Below are 19,256 nucleotides of genomic sequence, written 5' to 3' on the forward strand. Positions count from 1 at the left end.
GCCTGCCGACGTGAAGCGCGGTACACCATTATCAATCAACCAGCGGAACTCCCCGTCATATTGACGCAGACGGTACTCTATTGTGAAAGGTTTTCGGGCGTTGAGTGCTGCATTGTAGCTTTGGAGGCAGTTGTTGAGGTCATCTGGGTGGACACCCTCGATCCAGCCATGACCGGTCTCCTGGGCCATCGAACTACCTGTGAAGGCCAGCCAATGAAAATTGAACCAGGAGCGCAACTTGTCTGTTCCGCTGACCCAGATTAAAACAGGTGCGGCATCAGCCAATAGTCGAAACCGCTGTTCACTTTCCTTCAAATTTTCCTCGGCCTGCTTCTGGTCGCTGACGTCAAGTGTCACTCCGTCGAAACGGGTTGGGGTGCCGTCGGCGGCGTAAAATGTTCGTCCAATCGCCCGTATCCACTTGAACGCTCCGGTGTCCGGGTTGACCGTACGGTAATCCACCTTGTAGGGAGTTCTTCCCGCGATGCTTGCTTCTATGGCCAGGCGGGTTGGCTCCCTGTCATCTGTATGGATCAATTCGTAAAACTTTTGTATCGTTACACTGGCATCAGGCGGCAGGTGGAAATGCTCCTTCACCAAATCATCCCATTGCAGCACGTCGAAGGGCAAGTCGCAATACCAGAACCCGACACCGCTGCTTCGGCGGACGAATGCGAACCGCTCCTCGCTTTGTTGCAACGCAGTCTCAGCGCGAACCCGTTCAAGCGCCGCCCAGGTACGCTCTGCGGTATCCTCAATTAAAGCTACTTCTTGTTTGCTCCAGTTTCGTGCGTCAGATACGTGGACAGTCATCCCGGCCGCGAACCGGCCGTTTTTAATCAGTGGAACGTCGACATGCCCTTTCACCTGTATGGCAAAAAACGCGGCGCGTTCGCTGGCTGACCGATCAGGCTCTACTGTCGCATCTGTCTCAACTAAAGTACGTCCCTTAAGCAAGCTGGCGAGCACAGTGGGGCCGAAGGAAGAAACCGGATAGCGACCCGCGAGCGGCAAGACGCCTGAAGTGTAGTCCCGCTCGATCAAATATTCATCGCCAGTGATCTCAAAATAAACAACACGGTTTGCTCCCAGGTATTCACCCAACATCCGGCTTGCTTCAGCCTGTACGGCAGTCGCCTCCGATAAACGGGCAGCGTTTGATAGTGGTGTCACGTTCTTCGATGCAGCCGAAGCATATGGTCCGCATGAGGTGGAACGTATACTTGGCGAAGGTGTGGCACCAATTCGCAACAAGGTCGTTCTCACCTCAAAGTTCGGTTGGAACATCGATCTTCAGACTGGCGAGCGTCGGCCGGGGCTCAATAGTCGTCCTGAACATATCAAGCTGGCGGTTGAAGGCATGCTCAGGCGCCTTCGCACCGATCGAATCGATCTCCTTTATCAACACCGTGTCGATCCAAATGTCCCGATCGAGGACGTTGCCGGCGCGGTCAAAGATCTCATGACTCAGGGCAAGGTGCTGCACTGGGGTCTCAGCGAGATGGGGGCAGACACGCTTCGCCGCGCGCATGCTGAGCAGCGCGTTACGGCCGTTCAGAATGAATATTCAATGTTGTGGCGAGGTCCAGAAAAATGGGTTCTATCCCTTTGCGAGGAGCTTGGCATCGGTTTCGTGCCATGGAGCCCTCTTGGGGTTGGGTTCCTTACAGGTGCCATTGATGCAAAGACGCGGTTCGCGGAAGGTGACATCCGCAAGATCGAAACCAGGTTTTCGCCTGAAAACTTGCCACAAAATCTGGCGCTCGTGAAGCTGCTATGGAGCTGGGCGAACCGAAAAAATACAACGCCAGCCCTGATTGCGCTGGCTTGGCTCATGGCTCAGAAGCCGTGGATAGTGCCGATCCCAGGTACAACGCAACTGCCACATTTGCTCGACAATATCGGCGCGATTGAAGTACAGTTCTCGCAATCAGAGCTAGCCGAGCTGAACGCCGCTACGGCAGCGATTCAAATTCAAGGTGCCCGGCTTCCTGATAACGTGCTTGCATTCTCAGATATTGAGGCGCAGCCAAGACGCTGACGTTTTTGCATCATTACGTATCTGACATTCAGCCTACGCTTGCGGAATTTTAGTCATACACAAACACGTGAAGATTTTCACTTGTTCTACTGGCTACTGATGTATTGTTGGTAGTTACATAGAAGGTCGAACCAGTAAGGCATCCTAGTCAAGGAAGACTACGACCATGGCAATTTTTGAATGGATCATCGCGTTATTATTGGGCGCAGCGCTGCTCGCGGCTCTCGCACAAAAGATTGGCGCTCCCTACCCGACATTTTTAGCCCTCGGCGGTGTTTTGTTAGCCTTCATTCCGGGAAGTCCAAACTGGACGCTAGACCCGCATCTCGCCCTGACGCTCTTCGTCGCGCCAGTGCTCCTGGATGCTGCCTATGACACTTCGTTGCGTGACCTTCGTGCCAACTGGCGGCCTGTAGCAGGCCTGGTCATTGCGGCAGTCGGGACTACAGTGATTGCGGTTGCAATTGCTGCCAAGTGGCTCATACCTGGGATGCCTTGGCGAGTCGCTATCGCCCTCGGTGCTATCGTTGCGCCGCCAGATGCCGCAGCAGCAACAGCGGTGATGAGGCAGGTCAAGTTGCCACACCGGCTTCTGAAAATCCTGGAAGGTGAAAGCCTGCTCAATGATGCGAGTGCACTTCTCGTGTATCGCCTTGCAATCATGAGTGCAATAACAGGGACATTTGGGATAAGCAGTTTCGCGCCCGTGTTTCTGTTGACCGTTTTTGGCAGTCTTGCTGCGGGTATCGCATGTGCTTTTGCGATTCGTCCTTTGTTCAGCTTCGTGCGTGACGTATCGATCTCTGTCATTTTGCAATTCGCATGCACCTTCGGCGTCTGGATCGCTGCGGAAGAAATTGGCCTGTCAGGCATTCTTACCCTTGTTGCCTTTGCAATGACAATGGCACGGTACAGCGGACCAAATATCTCGGCACGCATGCGTATACCGGTCTTTGCAGTGTGGGAGACGGTTGTCTTTATCCTCAACGCCTTTGCGTTTGGATTGATCGGATTACAACTCCGCCCCATCTGGGAGAGGCTGGAAGTGGGCAGCGAACGAACTGATGCGCTGATGACGGCTGGCGTAGTCCTCATTGTGACGATTGCGGCGCGGTTTGCTTGGGTCATGGGATACACAGTCATCAAAAGACGGCTATTTGACCGCTCTAACACCGACGACAGCGGCAAGCCAACGTTCGCCAGCGGCTTTGTCGTATCTTGGGCTGGGATGCGCGGAATTGTCACGCTTGCCGCAGCATTTGCGATTCCAGGGACTTTGCCGAACGGCATGCCGTTCCCGTACCGTAACCTGATCCTGATGTGCGCATTTGCAGTTGTGCTTGGGAGACCTTAGTGTTGCAGGGGCTCACCATCAAGCTGTTGATTCGTCGCCTTGGCCTCATTGACGATGACCCAGTAACACGCGAGGTCCGCTTTGGTCGGGCGCGTGCCTATCAAGTAGTGCTTGATTACCTCAAGGGCAATGATTCCCTACCTGCGCAACTGCTGCGCAAGGAATACACCGCATTGCTTGATCTCAACACTGGGAACTCATCAGATGCACCGTTTGATGATGTTCCTGGAGGGCCACTGCGGCGAGATCTTATTGGGCTTGCTCGCAGGGAAGCGACAGAATTGCGCCGCACAGATATTATAGGTGACGACGCTTACCGCATATTGGTCAGGGAGCTTGACTGGGCCGAGCTGAGCGCAGGCGGCGACCGCGAATACTAAAATGGGTGGCTTGTTCAATGCAAAAGCCTGTCATTTTTGAAATGCAAAAGGGCGGTTCCCTTGGATGAAAAACGGTGGCCGGCTCAATGAAAATACTCACTCTGCTGGATGGCCTGCCAAGTACACTTTCCCTATGAAGGGCAGGGATGTTAAGGCGACACGCTACGTAAGCCAAGGGTTTTAGCTTTTTCTAAGAGTGAATCAACGGTCGCTTCGTCTTGGATGAGTGACAGAAACTCAATGCCGCTCCGTAGTCATATTTCTGTGCTTAGTTCAACCAGTTCTTCCAGTTCGCCTTCAGGATAGTTGGGTTCTACTGAGTTGCCTGTACATCTGCGAAATACGTGTTCATGACCGCCGTGGGTTAGGCCGTGAAATGCTGGAAAATTTGCCTTGTACATGCTGTGAATCCAAGCTGCACCGAATTCGGCATCGGTGCCAATTGCGTTCAATAATCCACGACAGTTTGGACAATTCCCTTGCTTAAATGCCGATATTTCAGCGTCTGATGCAAACTTGCTAAGCCAGAAAGCACGTACGTAACCCTCAAAAAGCGGCCGTGCAAGGGCAAGGCTTGGCCCAGGAAGTCTTGCCTCCAATAGGACGACAATTGCATCACAGATACCTAGGCAATTTTGAAAGTTTGAGACGCTGGTCAGCTCTTGATCACCACCGGAAAATTGGCGTTCGTTCATTTTTTCATACAACCAAATTCCGAACTCTTTTGCTAGAGCCATTGACGATGAGAATGACATGGAAGATCCACTAAATTATGTAGTAGTGCGGGCGAGCTGAATTTCCAGCCTCCCTGCTATGGTATATCGATTTTCATTTTAACTTAATTATTTGTCAATATTAAAAATGGGGATGTTACTCATTTACGAAGAAATCCTTACGGTACCCCTAGCAGGCAATGATGACTTTGTTCCGGCGCAGGTGCATTACTGATCATTGCCTATCACCTAGAAATCAATGCTATTACTCAATTAGTGACAGGGAGGGTGACCAGCTCTGGTCGTCGATTGCAAACCGACAAAGGCAAGCCGCCTGATCGCGAACGTGATCATCTACTACAACTCGGCCATCCTGTAGCACCTGCTGACGAAGTGCGAGTCCAGCGGCAACGCCAAGACCGTGGCGTTGATCACCCGGATGTCGCCGGCGGCCTGATGGCACATGCTGCTTAACCGACACTACACATGCCAGAGCGGCGGTAATATGATTGACCAGGACGCGCTTCTTGCCGGGATGGAATTGCGGTGACGCAATTTTCTGGGGTTCCGGCTTAGAACCCCGGTAAGGATCCATTTCTGAATTGCTATTCACCAATCCCATCCGGATCCGTTTCCTTTGGACCAATTTCCCCGATGTTTCCGTTGCCCGTCATTTTCAGCTCCTCTTCAAGAACGCCACCATCCGGCAAATCCAATTGCCGCCAATCTTCTTCCACGACCAGGGTAGTGGAGGCCACAACTGACGCCAAAGCCAATTCCTTGATCATCGCATCCCTCTGTAAATTAAAGGCTGTCAACTGCCCCTTGAGCGCATTAATTTCCCCCCTGGACGCGTCGATCGTCGAACGTGCATTTTGCAACTGACTTTTCACCAGATCTACCTCGGTCTGATTTCTGGAACGCAGAGAAAGCGCTTCACCCTCCCAATGCAACGACTTGGCTCGGGCCTCTTCAATCTGCTGCAGCATATGCCGCTCCATCCCACGATAGCGCTGCTCATTCTGGACACCGGCCGCTTCAAACTCCGCCAACCGGCTCTTATGGTCCGCATTCAGATTGGCCTGGCTGTCTTGGTATTGGGATGACAGTTGCTGCATCACCTCCATATGCCGCCTGTCGCGCTCGTCAATCGCCTGCTGCATAGCCTCCAGCCTTTGTAAAAGCACACCTTGTTCCGCTTTCAGGCCATCACTCATTTGCAAGGCCTGCTGCAAGCGCTCCTGAGAAACCGCCAGGCTCGTCGTCTGATCAGCCAATTCGTCTTGCACTTGCTCCAGATGTCTTTGTTTCTCCTGAACAAGCTCAACCATTTGGGCATGCTCCTGTGTGAACTGCGCACGCTCCTGGTTCAACAAGGACTTTTCGTGGGCGAGATGCCCTTGAGCCGCCGCGGTGGCCGTCGCCCATAACTGCCGCATGAGCTCCGCCACTTCATCTGGCATCCCCTGGCCAGCCGTTTGCGCACAGTGATGACTGAACAAACGCTCATACCAGGCGTGGATATCGGCCTGAACGTCCGTATCCGATCCCCCTTTGTAATAACCGCGCATTTTAGAAACCGATGGCTTTTGTGATGCAGCAGCCAGGGCATTACACGCAGCCCAGACTGCTTCACGCCTGGTGTAAGAACGGTCGGACAGGACAGAAGTGGACATATACATTTCCTGAAGGAAGAAAAGCTAAAAAAAATTGCCATTAGCTTAATGAAATCGGCGACAACCCGCAAAAGAAGAGAATTTTCTTTTTAAGCACACCTAAATAATAAATATATTATTTTAAATCGTCAATATCATTACGTTTAAACTAACATTTGCATGATTATCTTACTTATCATGAATTATTTAAGATGAATTCCTTTTGTATAAGTTACAACTACATTGGAAACGAGTATCCGCGTGAAACATTCGAGCGAAAATAGATGCGAAATTTAGATGAAAGCCTTATCTGGTAAGGCTTTCCGGGAAGTTGAGAAGCTCAAATGATCGAAGTGAATGTTTCACGGCGGCCATATTGTTGTTAGCATGCTTTTTCGAGTCTTTTATAAAGACGGAAAAATAAACTCAGCAGTATTAAAAGACACCATTAAACTGATCGTCTCTCAAAATTTTAGCCGAGAAGATTGCTTTTCGAAATCGCAAGAAAATGAAGAAAATTTCACAAACCATTTTGCTAACCGTTGCCACTCTGTGCGCTTGCGCTGACAATTTTGCTGCTGATGAGCAGTTATCACCCAAATCCAACCAAGCAATGAAGCCTGATTCTCCAGTATTTCCAAAGGCGCAAGTACGTGCATTTCGTGCGAATAGCAAAGATTGTCATATAACTTACCCGCCTGAAGCAGTTTCTAATAACGCTACCGGAACAACTCGTATGCAACTACTAATTGAGATTGATGGAAGTGTTGTTGACAAGAAAATTTATGCCTCGAGTGGGTTTAGGATACTTGACTCAGCAGCATTAGATGGCATTGGAAAGTGCAGGTTTGCACCAACGATAAAGGATGGAAAACCAGAAAGGGCATGGGCCTATATAAAATACCGCTGGAATTTGGATGAGGACTAACGTATTAACCGACTAGCTACCGCAGAACTGAAAAAAGTTCTGCGTTAACATCACATTTAACAGTGCTCAATTGCGTGCAAACTCACTGCAGTTTCAGAGATAGAATTGGCATAGACGCCCTCTTACAAGCCCTCAGTGATCAAATTCCACGCGGTACCTTACAGCGCAGGCTGGTTCTCCTCATAGACCAAGGCCGTACCTACATACTTATGTCTCGCGGCCGCCACGATCTTCATGAGTTCATGCGCAAAGTACGTGAACTCGGCTAAACCTGGCCATTAGGCATACCAGAACATTAGTGGATGCGATGCCAGTGCAATCTATTCAGACTTGTTGCACCCCAGCTTACCGGACTTTGAAAAATTTCTTGCATAAAACGCATCATTGCGAACACTGGCAAAACCCAAGGCTAGGGGGCAGAAGAGTCAGGGCTCACAAAAGATAGCGGTTGGTTTGTTGGCGGTATAGGCCAGGGATATCTTCGCTTGCTCCAGCTCCGCTTCCATTGCGGCCAGGTCGGTATTCCAGGTTTCTTGGAACAAGTCGCGTTGTTCAGGGGAGAAGGCCTCGTTTTATGGGCAAAACGCATGCGGCGGTGATGCGCCAATTCCAACGTCAGGGCGTCGATCTTAAGATGGACATTCTTGATGACACCATCCTTTAAGGCGAGTTCGGCCGATTGTGAAGCGATCAGTTGCGAGGATCGCTCCACCTGCTCCAAGAGGGCGTGTACCTGCGCTATCACGGCGGGGTCGTTATTCTTGAGGGCCAGTTCAGTGAGCAAATCCATGTTGTTATGTTAACGGAATGTTGCTTGCTTGCCTGCCTATGCCTTACAGCCCAGCCTGTATCTTGTTTACAACTGCCACTGTGCTGACGGCTCCGCTGTCAAGCGCTGCCAGTCGACGCCTGCAATGAGCCATTGCCATTGCGCTTGGCTCAGTTCGCACACCTTGTCACCCGGCTGTGGCCAGACGAAGTGGTCGCGATGCAAGCGCCGCTGGCATAGCCACACACCGTTGCTGTCCCAGGCGATGAGTTTGAGGCTATTACGCCGACGGTTGGTGAAGAGGTAGGCGGTGCCATTACAAGGTGCGCACCCCAGTGCTTGCTGGACTTGTAATGACAGACCATCGATGCCCAGGCGCATGTCAACCGGCGACACAGCCAGCCACACCGCATCCGGCGTCAGGCTCATTGCAGACATTGCAACAACTCGCTCAGCCAAGCTGCGGGCAGATCCGATGGCAACGTAACGGTCCAGCCGCTGGGACTGCGCAGCGTCAGCGCTGACTGTGTCGTTGGCATCGTAGAGAATGCGGGTTTAATGGCCACCGCCACCAAGGACTTAGGCTTGTCGTGCTGGGTAAAGCTTCTTGCCCAATACCCCATTCGCTTGATGTCGAGACTGTGCTCTCTGGCAAAGGCCGCCTGGCTGAGGCCGCTTTGTCTCCATTTCTCTATGCGGACTTTCCACTGCGCTCTACGGGCTTCATTATTCATCTGGATCTCCAATTCGAAAATTGAAGTATCACTAACCACATTACATTTTTATAGATGGGACGGTTGAGCGCTTACAAAGATGTGAACGGGAAACTTATCGTAACTGTAAAATCCAACGATCAACGTAAGCCAGGGTTGCCAGGTCAAAATTATCAAGAATCTAGCCGTACAAATACTAGATTTAAAAAAGCACAAGACAACGAAACAGTTGGATTTCAGCGATTTCGAGTAGCCTCTTCAAAGAAGACTGCGCAAAAACTCAAATAGAAAGTACATATCATAAGGAAACACTCAGAATATGTTGAACCTAGAACAGAGAGAGCAATAAATCAGAATATCTAAGATTCCGCATAATTTGCTATGTTTAATTATCAATTAAATAACAAAAAATATGCCTTTTACGCCATTCCATTTTGGCTGTGGTGCTTTGGCCAAAACCGTAGCACCAAAAGAATTTAGCTTTGTCGCATTCGCAATTGCACAGATTGCGATGGCCATAGAACCAGGCATTAGGCAATATGCCACATTGACATTTCGCGCCAACAATCTGGCGCATAAAATGGCACAAATTCATTTGCGCGCCACTTTATTTGGCGCGATAATGGCATGAACAGCGCTATGCAGACCCAAAAATGCAAAAACCCACCCTCCCCCAAGAGCTTGAACACCTGGTTGAGCTGATTTCCTTGCATGACGACGGTATTGGCATAGACGCCCTCTTACAAGCCCTGAGTGATCAAATCCCACGCCGTACCTTACAGCGCAGGCTGGCTCTCCTCATAGACCAAGGCCGCATCCAATCTAGCGGAGGAAGTCGTGCATTACGCTATATGCGCAGCCAAACGGTGCCAGAAGCATCAAATGGCAACCAGGTCACGACGGCAGGCACGGCGTCTTCCGAGATGTATGTACCCATTTCTCCGGAAAGCGAAAAGATTAAAGCCTACGTGCGTCAGTCGCGTCAGTTACGCACGCCGGTTGGCTACAAGCTTGAATTTCTCGAACAGTACCACCCCAACCTGACAGCTTACGTCCCCCTGGGCCTGCGCGAGCAACTACACAAGCTGGGACGTTCACCAGCTGAACAGGCCCCCGCTGGCACCTTCGCCCGTGACGTGCTGAATCGCTTGCTAATCGATCTTTCGTGGGCCTCTTCACAACTTGAAGGGAACACCTACAGTCGTCTCGATACAGAGCGGCTGATCGAATTCGGCCAGGCCGCCGAAGGTAAGAATGCATTCGAAACCCAGATGATCCTGAACCACAAAGAGGCCATCGAATATCTGGTGTGCAATCCAGAGCATGCACAACTAAATACGGACACGATTATTGCCTTACATGCCTTCTTGTCAGATGGATTAATGGCTGATCCTTCGGCTTGCGGCCGTATCCGTAGCCGTGCCGTGGAAATAGCCGGCAGCGTGTATTTGCCTGTCGCCTTGCCACAGCGCCTGGAAGAATTATTTGGCATAGTCATCAAGATGGCTGCAGAGATTCAAGATCCATTCGAGCAAGCTTTTTTCTTGATGGTCCACCTACCCTATCTGCAGCCCTTTGAAGACGTCAATAAACGAGTCTCAAGGCTAGCAGCCAATATTCCTTTCATCCGCCACAACCTGTGCCCCCTGTCCTTTATCGATTCGCCGCAGCAAGCCTATGTCGATGCCATGCTTGGGGTGTATGAGCTAAATCGCGTCGACCTTTTGCTCGATGTTTTTGTGTGGGCGTATGAACGCTCTTGTCAGCAATATGTCGCCGTGAAACAAAACCTGGTTCCACCCGACATCTTTCGTCTGCGCTACCGCCAGGCGTTGGCAGAGCTGGTAGCGGCCATTGTTCGCAGCGACGCATTTGCCACAGAGGCGGCCGTACGTGCAAAAATACCTGATCAGGTTACCGATGCGGACAAGGATCATTTCATCGAATTGGCGCTGGCAGAATTCAAAACCCTGCATGCCGGCAATGCTGTTCGTTTTGGTCTCAGGCCTCTGGAGTTTGCCGCCTGGCAGGAGAAACATGGCGGTGCGACATGATTGAGATTCACTTTATGATCAAGCAGACGAATTAACCGAAACTATGCCAGAGATCGAAGAAACAGCTACTCCCGCGCCCTTCTTTGCCCTAAGCAAACTGGAAAATGCCCCTGCTTCCACCCTCGACGGAACATCAGGCATCAACCGGGCAACGTTGACTCCATGGATCACTGCCAGTAACGACTCAGAAGCCATCAAAGCCTGGTTGCGGAATTTTGATGCGGAATCGCATACTTACCGTGCCTATGAAAAGGAAGCGCTGCGCCTGTTACTGTGGGCAGTCCTGGAACAAAAAAAACCCTTATCCAGTCTGGTGACAGATGATTTTGAAGAGTACTTTAAATTCCTGGCCAGTCCGCCAACGCATTGGGTAAGCACGGCCAGAGTAGAAAGAGAATCACCAGAATGGGCACCCCTGCGTGCCCCCCTCAAGCCAAGCAGCATCAAACAAGCAAAGGTCATCTTAAACGCGATGATGATCTGGTTGGTCAATGCCAGGTATCTGGCTGGCAACCCGCTGGCCATCGTCCGCCAGAAAAGATCAAGTCAAATCAAGCGCCCGAGTCGTTATTTGCCGATGACTACTTGGGAATTCTTTTGGGATTGGCTGGAAACCTGGCCGGAAATAACCGACAGACAGCAACGCGACAAACTGCGTATCCAAATGCTCTTCAGCCTACTATATGTCACTGCTGCTCGCCTCTCAGACGTGGCACAGGCGACCATGGGTGATCTACGTCAGGATGATGATGGTTACTGGTGGTGGCACGTCGTAGGTAAAGGTGAAAAAGAAGGGGAAATCCCGATTACGCCAGAATTGTTGGGATGGATTAAGCGATACAGGATGTTGAACGGACTAAGCCCCCTCCCCTCCCCTGGAGAAAACATTGCGCTGTTCTTCCGCAGCAATGGACCAAGTGAAGAACGGCTTAGTGACAGCGTCATTTATCGGACAGTAACAAAAACCATGCGCAAGGCTGCGGCTGAGGCGGATTTGCGAAAACAGTTTGATATTTCTGCTAGGTTACGTGATGCCTCTACACATTGGATGCGGCATACCGCCCTCACCCACCAGGCACAGGCCGGCATGAACATTGTGACTATCAAGGCGAATGCGCGGCACAACTCAATCGCTACTACCTCGAAATATCTGCATGATGAGGAAAAGCTTCGTCACAAAGAAAACCGCGACCAGGTGCATATACGGAGATCCCAAGGTGAACTGAAGGAATGAGAGTCCGGTAAAGTCCAATTAGCTATCGTTATCAGCTCAATAGTTGCACGTCCAATAAAAACAATGTTATTATTTTTAAATGTATTAGTTTCGATTTGATCTGACAGAAGGTCCTTGCAAAAGGAGAGATTACCCGGTTTGATAGAGGTGCGAATCTTTATAAAACCAGCACGAAAGTGCCATAGGAGTAATCTCATGAATAGTATTTCTCAAAACGTCATTAAACACAAGGTTGGGCTGCTCAACCTTGCTGCCGAACTAGGTAACGTGTCCCGAGCCTGCAAAGTAATGGGTTTTTCGAGGGACACATTTTACCGTTATCAGTCTGCCGTTGAGAGCGGTGGAGTTGAAGCTCTGATCGATTCCAACCGGAGGAAGCCAAATCTGCGCAATCGTGTTGATGATGTCGTTGAAGACGCAGTTAAAGCGTTTGCAATTGAACAGCCAGCATTTGGTCAGGTTAGAGTTTCCAATGAGCTACGTCGACGTGGAGTGTTTGTGTCGCCCTCTGGCGTGCGTTCAGTCTGGCTGCGACACGATCTCGAATCGTTTAAGAAGCGGCTCTCAGCGCTAGAGAAGCATGTTGCCCAAACGGGTGAAGTTCTGACTGAAGCTCAAGTTGTCGCTCTCGAACGTAAGCAGGATGACGACGTGGCAGTCGGTGAAATTGAAACTGCACATCCTGGTTATCTTGGCAGTCAGGATACTTTTTACGTTGGCACTATCAAGGGCGTTGGGCGTATTTACCAGCAGACATTTGTTGATACCTATTCGAAGGTTGCTACAGCCAAACTCTACAGTACCAAAACCCCGATTACGGCTGCTGACCTACTCAATGACAAGGTATTGCCGCTCTTCGCCGAATACGAAATGGGCTTAATTCGAATCTTGACTGATCGGGGAACCGAGTACTGCGGCAGGCCAGAGTCGCACGATTATCAACTCTATCTTGCGTTAAATGAAATCGAACACACGAAAACCAAGGTGCGTCACCCTCAGACCAACGGCATCTGCGAGCGCTTCCATAAAACCATTCTGAATGAATTTTACCAGGTCACGTTCCGGAAAAAGATTTACTTGTCGATTGATGAGTTGCAGAAAGACCTTGATGACTGGCTGTATTACTACAATCACGAACGTACTCATCAAGGAAAAATGTGTTGTGGTCGTACACCAATTCAAACACTAATTGACGGAAAGGAGGCGTGGCACGATAAAATCACAAAACTAAATAACTGAATTTGATCTGACAATTCCGCACTTCAAACCGGGTGACTGTCAGATCGGGGCGCAACTACTACATTTTAAGCCTTGAAAGGCATGAAATTCAAAAGTAGTCACCTAAAGCAAATGTCGAAGAATACCCTTCCCTCTGGTATGGATGGTATTGCCGTAGTCTTAACAGCTCCCCCTCTTTTCAAAAATCATCGTTCATCTATAGCCATCTATTGATGAGCTGACGCTCAAGCTTTTCACCGCCGTTTACCGGCACCTACTCCACAAAAGACTCTCGGGAACAATCGCTCCCGTCGGATGCATTGTTTCCGCGCCTTTCAAAACGAGGAAATAATGATCGAAGCAACTATCCAAGAAGTGTCGACTCCAGCCATTCAAGGAGTAGTCAACACTACCCTCCCCTACCGCCTTTCAAACGGCCAGGTCGTCGATGAAAATACGACCACGGTGCCTCTCAAATATCTTCAAACAAAAGAAAATCCACGGACTGTATTTGACTACGATTCCAATGACGGTTTCGACCAAAGTATCAAAGAACACGGCGTCCAAACACCGGTATTGATCGCAGTCGATGAAGAAAGCGATTTGATTGTTTTCGTTGGCGGCCGTCGCACCCGTAGCGCCAGGACACAATTAGGCGAAAACTACAACATGCCGGTGCGATTCATGAGACTGAATCTCACGCAACGCAGGGCTGCAGCCCTAATCGAAAACTACCATCGAGAAAATCCCTCACTGACCGAAGAAGGCAACCACGCCTCCAAGTTACTGGGCGCGCTTGGCAACAACCGCGATGCAACGGCCAAATATCTTGGATGGACGCGTTCCAAACTGGACACACGCCTCGCTATTTTGGCACTCATCGACATCGCACAAGTAGCCCTCAATTCCCGGCAAATCAGCCTGGGAATAGCCGAGCTCCTGGCAACACTACCCAAAGAAAAGCAAGCTGCGGTCCTGGCCATCATCCAGTAGAAGAAACTCACGGAGAGCATGGTCAAGGAATGGATACTCAAAAATGCCAAGACCATGGCCAATGCCATTTTTGACAAAAAAGACTGTGCTGCGTGTCCTCATAACAGTGACCTGCAGGCGAGCCTGTTTGCCGAAAATATTGGAACTGGCGCATGCTCAAACCCCAGCTGCTTCGACAAAAAAACCGATGAAGAACTGGAAATCAGGAAGCTTGCCCTAGCAGACGAATTCCCGACTGTCCGCTTTATCAACGTAGGAGAAAAACACACCGTCATCAAGATCCAACCAGATGGTGCAACTGGTGTAGGCGCAGACCAGGCAGAAGCATGCAGGAGCTGCGCAGACTACGGAGTGCCATCTCAAAACTCCCAGACAGCTTCGGTAAGCCATTCAAGAATCAGTGTTTCAACTTGATTTGCCATGCCGGAAAGCGGCTGCAAACGTTGCGGCTACTCAACCAGTCGCCACCGAACAATCTTCCACGGAAGCAGGCAAGACTACACAGACGTCTTCCAGCAGCAGTACTGGCAAATCTACGCCTACTAGCGCGGCGACACCAAAAGCAACAACCACGTCCGTCATTGAATCCCAAAGGATTAAAGACTACCGGGTTGGAATTTGGCGTTCGGCGGAAAAATCAGTGATCAGGACGCGATCCAAGGAAAGCGTCGACATTCTCTTTACGCTGGCGATGACCAACACCCTGAGCAAGGTCGATTCTTCCAAGATTCGTGATGCATTGGGCACCATGACCGGCAGCCCGGCAGCAAAAGTCAAAGGCATCAAAGAGTCTGCCAGTCTGGCAAATAAGCTGGACGAGCAACAACGACAAAAATGCCTAACAGGCCTGGTCAAACACCTGGGCAAGACTTTCAGCAGTTTGATGAGCAAACCAAAAGAAAAATTCATCACCAGCTTGATGAAGAGCGGCTTCTCATTCGACGAGGTTCTTCCGAAGGTCATGAAATACCCCATCAAATAAAGACAAACACACATTCACCACTTTCAAAAAAAGGAATTTCCATAAGCAATTTTCAGACAATCTTACCTTTCTTGCAGCAATGCAAATCCCTCCACCTTCTGATGACTTTGGACGGCGGATTGGTCAACGTGCAGGTACATCCTGTTCCTTTACCTGGTGCCACGGATGGTCTGCGTACCCCGATGGTGCTTAAAGGTTCAGCCCAAGAACTCGATGCCGGGTTTGAAGCAACCATTCTTTCTTATGTCGGTGGCAACCAAGCCATTCTCGAACAGATTGAGACAACCAAAGCCTTGCTGGAAGCGGAACGACTACAGTTGGCCAACAAAAAGGCCTCTGGCAAAGCTGCTGCAAAAAACAAACCTTCAGCTTCCACAACAGAAGCAGACGATAGCGAAGAAGAACAGAACGAAGAAGGCGATAGCAACTCGGCGGCTCCAGCAGAAACGCAGCAAGCTGAAGACAGCGATTCCGCAACGACAGCATCTTCCGCCAATCCACTTGACGAAATTAATCTGTTCTAAGGAAGGCAAGACCCATGGCACTCACAGTAAATCCCATCACCAGAAAATTCAAATACAACGGCATGAAGCTGGACGACCCTGCTAGCCATATGACACCAGAGCAGGTGAAAGAACACTTTTCGTTGATCTATCCAGAGTTGCTCAATGCGAGCATCGATGGCCCAGACCTCAAGAACAATGTTCATCACTACAAATTCTATAAAGCCGCTGGCGGAAAGGGATAAGTCACGAACCCATCGATTGAAGATTGGCTAAGTCAATCCCAGTCAATGGAAACAGAACAGGCACCTAGGGTGCCTGTTTTTATTCTGATTGCCCAACAAAAAAAGGAAATGGAAAAATGCGCAAACCTTTTGAGTACTATACAAGCCTCACCACACCCAGAACAGAATGCCTCACAACTCGCACTCCCTCCTCCATTCTGAGTTTGCCTGATTTGGAACATTCCGTTCCTGTTGCCTTTGGTAGCGGAACTGATAGCTCCGTAATAAGCCTTGCAAGGAACCTGGCAGAGATAGGGCTAATTACCCCTGACGATAGGCAAAAACACTTTTCACTGGAAAAGACTCTCGCCCTGGTACTCAACAGAGAGTGTCTCAAAGTAACTGGTGAGCTGAAAAAAATCCATCTCAGTTTCACCTGGAACAATCCTGAGAAATGGATGACCTATCAAAACGATAGCTGGGATGTGCAAAATGTAACAAAAATAATTGGTCCTGGAAATTGCACAATCCTTGAAATAGAACTAGCAAACAGCGTATGCCAGAACGAATTAAGAATAGACAGCGCCATTGAACAACTCAATGCCTGCCATTCCTACCTCACCGAAACCATTTACGCTGCGCTGGAAAACTGCAGTCGCAAAAGTCTCGGAGTAAGCACATACAAAAATCTTCTTGAGCGGTTTGAATACCAAGTCATCCGAATTCTTTCAGAACCAAGTGAGGAGGACGATGAGGACAGCTTCTATGAAATTTATATGAGAAAGACTTGTCAGAATTTATAGCGGAAAATACTAGCGTAAAGGGGAACAAGAAAAATTTCCTTATCCATGGATTATCTCTGCCAAAGCCGAGCTGTCACCCTACAAAACTCACACAATTTACTGCAAGGAAACTACTCCAGTCATGGTCAAGGCTGTGATCAATGCTGCATTGCCGCTCGCTGAGAAATACAGTGCTGACAAGGCCAATTTGGGGTGTTTGCTCAGCAATGAGAGCATTTGGGACGTCGCCTAGCTTTCATTTTTTGATGCAGATCCGACCGAACAACTACACGACGATCTTCTCAATCACGAATTCAATCCTTGTGCGGACAGCTATACGGAGTCCCTGCATCAGAGCATTTTCAGACATAGCGATCCTAAGGAAGCCAAGGCATCTTGGGACGAACTCTGCACAGGATTGGAACTGATCGCTGCCCTGGACAACATGCTCTCTTCACTAAACGAATTCAATCAAAATAATCATGATAAAGAACACACTGACCAGCAATAGTACTTTGGTGGAATTAACTAAAGCCATATTGTTTTACTCCTCCAAAGCCAGTAGTGACCTAGTTATTTCCGTCCACGACGTGGAACAACTCAATGGAAAGCCACAATCAAGGAAGGAAGATTGGCTTCCCAGCGAAGCATACGGAAATTCATCAAACTCGTAATTGGCCAAAAGGTCAAAAATGAGTTGGATTTTTTGCCGATCAACATCCTCACTCAAGACGACAACAATGTTATTTGGTGGGTCCCGCCGGGCAAGCAGCGAGTTTTCTTTAATTCTGGCGCCGACAAGATGTCAAATATCAATGCAGAGATTGAACTTCCAGGCTTGGTTTTTGCCCTGATCGAATCGAACTGGTACGTCTTTGCGGTAGAAGGGACGTTCCGTCCCGAACCGACAAGCAAGGTATTTTTCTCGCCCTTTTTTAATGTGTGGGACAACCATCAAATCTGCGTTGGCTCAACCAGGGTACCAAAAAACCGAAAGAAGGTGGATCAGTGGAAAGCGGCATTTTTTTCATCTGCGTTCACACACAACAACTATAAATCCAAAAACAGTCAACTAACTGACGGTAGAACCCGTGCCGCGCTTTGGAAGTCATTAATCAAAACACGACCCGGGGACTTAACTATGGAGGTGCTTCCTCCGACTGGTCTCTCCATCGCAACCTTCATCAAGGAGGGTAGCCAACATGCACCCTAATGACTTTTTCATTCAGCAAAATGTTCCAACAGTCGCGTACCCGAAATTCGGTCCCCACGTTTCCTTGGAGCAAACAGGCCATCGCTTTCTTCTAGGCTCCAACGGCCTATGGTTGGAACTACGTCGGCCATGGCTATACGTAGTGCGGCGTATTGCCGAAACTTCTTACCCACAAATTCCATATGCGAGTGTGCAAGAGGAATTGGATCTACCGCTACTACCCACGAGTGTTATCAACCAATTTGCCCAGGCATCGAAGGACGTACTACCAAATGAATCTGCAGCATCGATCTTCTTAAACCAGGAAACCGGTGAGTGGAGACTGGAAATGCTTCAGGGATTATTTGTCAATCATGAAAATTTTGATTACCGTTCGCCCCCCCAAGGGATGACGAAACCTTGGTAATCGACATTCACTCGCATGGATTTTACCCGGCGTTCTTCAGTGCCAAGGACAATCTTGACGACAAGGACACCACCAAAATCGCTGCTGTGATTAGTTTCACAAAAAGCGCTGATGGTGAAATTCACTGCAATGCCAAGTTTCGACTATGTATCAACGGCATTTTTATTCCAATGATGCCAAAAAAATTTAACAATCAAATTAAATTACAGGAACAGAATAATGATGGAACATACTATTAGATGGGGCTTGTTCGATCACATTATCAAGGTCGCCGTGGTGGGTGCAGGTGGCACAAGATCACAAATAATGACCGGTTTGGCCAGGCTTCACCACGCAATGGTCGAGCTAGGTCACCCTGGTGGTTTGTCTGTGCCCCTGTATGACGACGATGTTGTTGTCTCAGAAAGCAACGTAGCCCGCCAGGCTTTCTATCATGGCGATATAGGAAATTTCAAAGCACCTGTTGTCATCAACAGGATCAACTTAGGTTTTGGTCTTAACTGGGAAAGCGAATTTGAAAAGGTAACTTCAGAAACTGATTTGGCCGACGTTGACCTCATAGTTGGTTGTGTGGACACAAGAAAAGCGCGACTTGCTATTTTTGACGCTGCAAGCAATGGAAGCTAGGCTTATTGGTTGGACTGCAGAAATATGCTTAATGCTGGCCAAGTGATCTTAGGCGAAATTGGACATATATCCCAAGAGGTCGACCCTAGACTGCCCCACATTGCCGACTTGTATCCAGAAATGATAAATCCTGCATTGGATGAGAAGGACGAGATACCCAGCTGCAGTCTCGCTGACGCACTTGAGAAACAATCACTCTTCATCAATTCAATCGTATCAAGCATGGCCTGCAATATTCTATTCGAGTTATTTAGATTCAGGAAAATACGGGATCATGGTTGTTTCATAAACCTTAAACTGAACAGGATCAACCCAATTCCGATTTGCTATGATATGTGGTCAAGGTTGGATGTGGACCTTTCAAGATGGCAGCATAAAAGAAAAAGGAGCGGAAACTCCTTTTTTTTCGTCCAATTTTTAATTCAAACCGTCGGGTAAACGTCCCTAGTAGGGACGGTTTGCTGAGT

General features: G+C 49.2%; 22 protein-coding genes and 1 pseudogene. 18 read left to right on the forward strand and 5 right to left on the reverse strand.

The features are described 5' to 3' along the window. Positions 1-1,107: PAS domain-containing protein (locus ACO0LF_RS28635; protein ID WP_423020352.1), on the reverse strand; the 1,107-nt coding region annotated here is incomplete at its 3' end. Between ACO0LF_RS28635 and ACO0LF_RS28640 the strand changes: the two genes are divergently transcribed. From ACO0LF_RS28640 to ACO0LF_RS28650, 3 genes are all read left to right on the forward strand, one after another. Beyond that, on the forward strand, positions 1,106-2,041 hold the full coding sequence (locus ACO0LF_RS28640) for an aldo/keto reductase (RefSeq protein WP_423020448.1): 936 nt from the start codon (positions 1,106-1,108) through the stop codon (positions 2,039-2,041). The two genes, ACO0LF_RS28635 and ACO0LF_RS28640, sit on opposite strands and share 2 nt — an antisense overlap. Positions 2,042-2,207: 166 nt before the next feature. After that, entirely contained in the window at positions 2,208-3,395 is a 1,188-nt protein-coding gene (locus tag ACO0LF_RS28645; RefSeq protein WP_423020354.1) for a cation:proton antiporter, read from the forward strand. A 2-nt stretch (positions 3,396-3,397) separates the two neighbouring features. Beyond that, a complete protein-coding gene (locus ACO0LF_RS28650) occupies positions 3,398-3,775 on the forward strand; it encodes a hypothetical protein (RefSeq protein ID WP_423020356.1) in 378 nt (125 codons plus the stop codon). Between the two features lie 254 nt (positions 3,776-4,029). Here the strand turns inward: ACO0LF_RS28650 and ACO0LF_RS28655 are convergent, their stop codons facing one another. Then, a complete protein-coding gene (locus tag ACO0LF_RS28655) occupies positions 4,030-4,530 on the reverse strand; it encodes a DUF6988 family protein (RefSeq protein ID WP_423020358.1) in 501 nt (166 codons plus the stop codon). Positions 4,531-4,810: 280 nt separating this feature from the next. Between ACO0LF_RS28655 and ACO0LF_RS28660 the strand changes: the two are divergent. Then, positions 4,811-5,038, forward strand: a pseudogene (locus tag ACO0LF_RS28660) (Tn3 family transposase); the annotation flags it as partial. A gap of 55 nt (positions 5,039-5,093) precedes the next feature. Here the strand turns inward: ACO0LF_RS28660 and ACO0LF_RS28665 are convergent. Further along, the gene (locus tag ACO0LF_RS28665) at positions 5,094-6,164 is read right to left on the reverse strand and encodes a DNA-binding protein (protein WP_423020360.1); all 1,071 of its coding nucleotides are present in this window, start codon (positions 6,162-6,164) and stop codon (positions 5,094-5,096) included. Between the two features lie 487 nt (positions 6,165-6,651). Between ACO0LF_RS28665 and ACO0LF_RS28670 the strand changes: the two genes are divergently transcribed. Next, on the forward strand, positions 6,652-7,071 hold the full coding sequence (locus ACO0LF_RS28670) for an energy transducer TonB (protein ID WP_423020362.1): 420 nt from the start codon (positions 6,652-6,654) through the stop codon (positions 7,069-7,071). An 856-nt stretch (positions 7,072-7,927) separates the two neighbouring features. On the opposite strand, the gene tnpB is transcribed toward ACO0LF_RS28670, so the two are convergent. After that, positions 7,928-8,278 (reverse strand): IS66 family insertion sequence element accessory protein TnpB, encoded by a 351-nt coding sequence (gene tnpB / locus ACO0LF_RS28675; RefSeq protein ID WP_423020363.1) that lies wholly within the window; start codon positions 8,276-8,278, stop codon positions 7,928-7,930. After that, positions 8,266-8,574, reverse strand: coding sequence for an IS66 family insertion sequence element accessory protein TnpA (gene tnpA / locus ACO0LF_RS28680; protein WP_423020365.1), 309 nt, complete (start codon positions 8,572-8,574; stop codon positions 8,266-8,268). Before tnpA ends, tnpB begins: the two co-directional genes overlap by 13 nt. Before the next feature lie 632 nt (positions 8,575-9,206). On the opposite strand from tnpA, the gene ACO0LF_RS28685 reads away from it, so the two are divergent. The 13 genes from ACO0LF_RS28685 to ACO0LF_RS28745 all read left to right on the forward strand — a co-directional run bounded on the left by ACO0LF_RS28685 (position 9,207) and on the right by ACO0LF_RS28745 (position 18,789). Then, complete coding sequence (locus ACO0LF_RS28685; RefSeq protein WP_423020367.1) at positions 9,207-10,607, forward strand: Fic family protein; 1,401 nt, start codon at positions 9,207-9,209, stop codon at positions 10,605-10,607. Positions 10,608-10,650: 43 nt separating this feature from the next. Beyond that, positions 10,651-11,841: a tyrosine-type recombinase/integrase gene (locus ACO0LF_RS28690; protein ID WP_423020369.1), complete on the forward strand. Its 1,191-nt coding sequence runs from the start codon at positions 10,651-10,653 to the stop codon at positions 11,839-11,841. Between the two features lie 195 nt (positions 11,842-12,036). Then, positions 12,037-13,080 carry an IS481 family transposase gene (locus ACO0LF_RS28695; RefSeq protein WP_422941270.1) on the forward strand — a complete coding sequence of 348 codons (1,044 nt, stop codon included), beginning with the start codon at positions 12,037-12,039 and terminating at the stop codon, positions 13,078-13,080. A gap of 330 nt (positions 13,081-13,410) precedes the next feature. Then, on the forward strand, positions 13,411-14,052 hold the full coding sequence (locus ACO0LF_RS28700; protein WP_423020371.1) for a ParB/RepB/Spo0J family partition protein: 642 nt from the start codon (positions 13,411-13,413) through the stop codon (positions 14,050-14,052). An 18-nt stretch (positions 14,053-14,070) separates the two neighbouring features. Then, on the forward strand, positions 14,071-14,466 hold the full coding sequence (locus ACO0LF_RS28705) for a hypothetical protein (RefSeq protein ID WP_423020373.1): 396 nt from the start codon (positions 14,071-14,073) through the stop codon (positions 14,464-14,466). Continuing rightward, the gene (locus tag ACO0LF_RS28710; RefSeq protein WP_423020375.1) at positions 14,453-15,034 is read left to right on the forward strand and encodes a hypothetical protein; all 582 of its coding nucleotides are present in this window, start codon (positions 14,453-14,455) and stop codon (positions 15,032-15,034) included. Before ACO0LF_RS28705 ends, ACO0LF_RS28710 begins: the two co-directional genes overlap by 14 nt. Before the next feature lie 59 nt (positions 15,035-15,093). Next, positions 15,094-15,558 carry a PRTRC system protein E gene (locus tag ACO0LF_RS28715; RefSeq protein WP_423020450.1) on the forward strand — a complete coding sequence of 155 codons (465 nt, stop codon included), beginning with the start codon at positions 15,094-15,096 and terminating at the stop codon, positions 15,556-15,558. Between the two features lie 14 nt (positions 15,559-15,572). Then, positions 15,573-15,782, forward strand: a complete 210-nt coding sequence (locus ACO0LF_RS28720; protein ID WP_423020377.1) for a PRTRC system protein C — start codon at positions 15,573-15,575, stop codon at positions 15,780-15,782. Between the two features lie 116 nt (positions 15,783-15,898). Beyond that, positions 15,899-16,564, forward strand: coding sequence for a hypothetical protein (locus ACO0LF_RS28725; protein ID WP_423020379.1), 666 nt, complete (start codon positions 15,899-15,901; stop codon positions 16,562-16,564). A gap of 595 nt (positions 16,565-17,159) precedes the next feature. Then, positions 17,160-17,756: a PRTRC system protein B gene (locus ACO0LF_RS28730; protein ID WP_423020452.1), complete on the forward strand. Its 597-nt coding sequence runs from the start codon at positions 17,160-17,162 to the stop codon at positions 17,754-17,756. Further along, the gene (locus ACO0LF_RS28735) at positions 17,746-18,162 is read left to right on the forward strand and encodes a PRTRC system protein A (protein WP_423020381.1); all 417 of its coding nucleotides are present in this window, start codon (positions 17,746-17,748) and stop codon (positions 18,160-18,162) included. The genes ACO0LF_RS28730 and ACO0LF_RS28735 overlap by 11 nt, the downstream gene beginning before the upstream one ends. Next, a complete protein-coding gene (locus ACO0LF_RS28740) occupies positions 18,156-18,401 on the forward strand; it encodes a Mov34/MPN/PAD-1 family protein (RefSeq protein ID WP_423020383.1) in 246 nt (81 codons plus the stop codon). The genes ACO0LF_RS28735 and ACO0LF_RS28740 overlap by 7 nt, the downstream gene beginning before the upstream one ends. Continuing rightward, on the forward strand, positions 18,382-18,789 hold the full coding sequence (locus ACO0LF_RS28745) for a PRTRC system ThiF family protein (protein WP_423020385.1): 408 nt from the start codon (positions 18,382-18,384) through the stop codon (positions 18,787-18,789). The genes ACO0LF_RS28740 and ACO0LF_RS28745 overlap by 20 nt, the downstream gene beginning before the upstream one ends. Positions 18,790-19,256 lie beyond the last annotated feature (467 nt).

The sequence above is a fragment of the Undibacterium sp. Di27W genome, assembly GCF_049340345.1.
Lineage (GTDB): Bacteria > Pseudomonadota > Gammaproteobacteria > Burkholderiales > Burkholderiaceae_D > Undibacterium.

Excerpts from the sequence above, each read along its gene's own strand:
- ACO0LF_RS28645 (WP_423020354.1), top strand. The coding sequence starts at position 2,208 with ATGGCAATTTTTGAATGGATCATCGCGTTATTATTGGGCGCAGCGCTG.
- ACO0LF_RS28655 (WP_423020358.1), bottom strand. The coding sequence starts at position 4,530 with ATGTCATTCTCATCGTCAATGGCTCTAGCAAAAGAGTTCGGAATTTGG.
- ACO0LF_RS28665 (WP_423020360.1), bottom strand. The coding sequence starts at position 6,164 with ATGTCCACTTCTGTCCTGTCCGACCGTTCTTACACCAGGCGTGAAGCA.
- ACO0LF_RS28670 (WP_423020362.1), top strand. The coding sequence starts at position 6,652 with ATGAAGAAAATTTCACAAACCATTTTGCTAACCGTTGCCACTCTGTGC.
- tnpB (WP_423020363.1), bottom strand. The coding sequence starts at position 8,278 with ATGTCTGCAATGAGCCTGACGCCGGATGCGGTGTGGCTGGCTGTGTCG.
- tnpA (WP_423020365.1), bottom strand. The coding sequence starts at position 8,574 with ATGAATAATGAAGCCCGTAGAGCGCAGTGGAAAGTCCGCATAGAGAAA.
- ACO0LF_RS28685 (WP_423020367.1), top strand. The coding sequence starts at position 9,207 with ATGCAAAAACCCACCCTCCCCCAAGAGCTTGAACACCTGGTTGAGCTG.
- ACO0LF_RS28690 (WP_423020369.1), top strand. The coding sequence starts at position 10,651 with ATGCCAGAGATCGAAGAAACAGCTACTCCCGCGCCCTTCTTTGCCCTA.
- ACO0LF_RS28695 (WP_422941270.1), top strand. The coding sequence starts at position 12,037 with ATGAATAGTATTTCTCAAAACGTCATTAAACACAAGGTTGGGCTGCTC.
- ACO0LF_RS28700 (WP_423020371.1), top strand. The coding sequence starts at position 13,411 with ATGATCGAAGCAACTATCCAAGAAGTGTCGACTCCAGCCATTCAAGGA.
- ACO0LF_RS28705 (WP_423020373.1), top strand. The coding sequence starts at position 14,071 with ATGGTCAAGGAATGGATACTCAAAAATGCCAAGACCATGGCCAATGCC.
- ACO0LF_RS28720 (WP_423020377.1), top strand. The coding sequence starts at position 15,573 with ATGGCACTCACAGTAAATCCCATCACCAGAAAATTCAAATACAACGGC.
- ACO0LF_RS28725 (WP_423020379.1), top strand. The coding sequence starts at position 15,899 with ATGCGCAAACCTTTTGAGTACTATACAAGCCTCACCACACCCAGAACA.
- ACO0LF_RS28735 (WP_423020381.1), top strand. The coding sequence starts at position 17,746 with ATGCACCCTAATGACTTTTTCATTCAGCAAAATGTTCCAACAGTCGCG.
- ACO0LF_RS28745 (WP_423020385.1), top strand. The coding sequence starts at position 18,382 with ATGATGGAACATACTATTAGATGGGGCTTGTTCGATCACATTATCAAG.